This is a genomic window from Mesorhizobium sp. M7D.F.Ca.US.004.03.1.1, from assembly GCF_003998635.1.
Taxonomy (GTDB): domain Bacteria; phylum Pseudomonadota; class Alphaproteobacteria; order Rhizobiales; family Rhizobiaceae; genus Mesorhizobium; species Mesorhizobium loti.
This window is the reverse complement of sequence record NZ_RZQG01001420.1, coordinates 1-1,009: the sequence shown is the minus strand read 5'-3', so window position 1 is coordinate 1,009 and position 1,009 is coordinate 1. Positions and strand designations below refer to the sequence as shown.

Annotated in this window: 1 protein-coding gene and 1 pseudogene; both read right to left on the bottom strand. The window is 67.1% G+C overall.

Translation table 11 applies throughout. The annotated features are described in order from the left end of the window. A pseudogene (locus tag EN935_RS37595) lies at window positions 1–178 on the bottom strand (GNAT family N-acetyltransferase); the annotation flags it as partial. A 29-nt stretch (window positions 179–207) separates the two neighbouring features. Beyond that, window positions 208–1,009 (bottom strand): bifunctional glutamate N-acetyltransferase/amino-acid acetyltransferase ArgJ (gene argJ, locus EN935_RS37590; protein WP_127374318.1); only part of this gene is annotated, 802 nt, incomplete at its 5' end.

The following is a 1,009-nucleotide window of genomic DNA, read 5'->3' as shown; positions in this document are numbered from 1 at the left end:
GGCCGATACGGTCGGCAATGTGCTGGGTGTCGCCGGGATCGAGCGGGTTGACCGAGTTCAGCCGCTTGGCCGGATGGCCGGCGGTCAGCCGCACCACCCAGGTGCCGTCATAGTGGACAGCGGCTGCCGGCCAGGCGCGAAAGCCGGCCGCCTCGTAGCGGCGCACGATCGCGAGCATGCTTGCCGGATGCCTGGAGCCCAAGACCATCAGCTCCGATAATCGCCATTGATGGCGACATATTCCTTGGTGAGATCGCAGGTCCACACCGTCGCCTTGCCGCGGCCGATGCCGATATCGGCGCGGATGCGGATGTCGTCGCGCTTCATGTAGGCCGACGTCGCTGCCTCGGAGTAGCCGGGGTCGCGCTCGCCTTCATGCGCCAGCCTGTTGTCGCCGAACCAGATCGACAGCCGGTCGCGATCGGCGGGTTCGCCGGCCTTGCCGACGGCCATGACGACGCGGCCCCAATTGGCATCCTCGCCGGCGACCGCCGTCTTGACCAGCGGCGAATTGGCGATCGACAGCGCGATGCGCTTGGCCGACCGCGCCGATTTGGCGCCGGTGACGGTGACTTCGACCTGCTTGCGGGCGCCCTCGCCGTCGCGCACCACTTGCAGCGCCAGCGATTTCAGCACCTTTCCGAGTGCCCGGCGAAACGCGCCGAGACGGGCATCCTTGGGGTCGGTTATCTCGGGCGCGCCGCGCTTGGCGGCCTTGCCGGTGGCGAAGATCAGCAGCGTGTCGCTGGTCGAGGTGTCGCTGTCGACGGTGACCGCGTTGAAGGTCTTGGCCGTGCCGCGCGACAACAGGTCCTGCAGAACAGGGGCGGCGATCGGCGCGTCGGTGGCGATGAAGGACAGCATCGTCGCCATGTCGGGCGCGATCATGCCAGCGCCCTTGGAGATGCCGTTGATGGTGACATCGGTGTCGCCGAGCTTGACGGTCGCTGTCGCCACTTTCGGATAGGTATCCGTGGTCATGATCGCCTTTGCAGCTTCGGTCCACAGC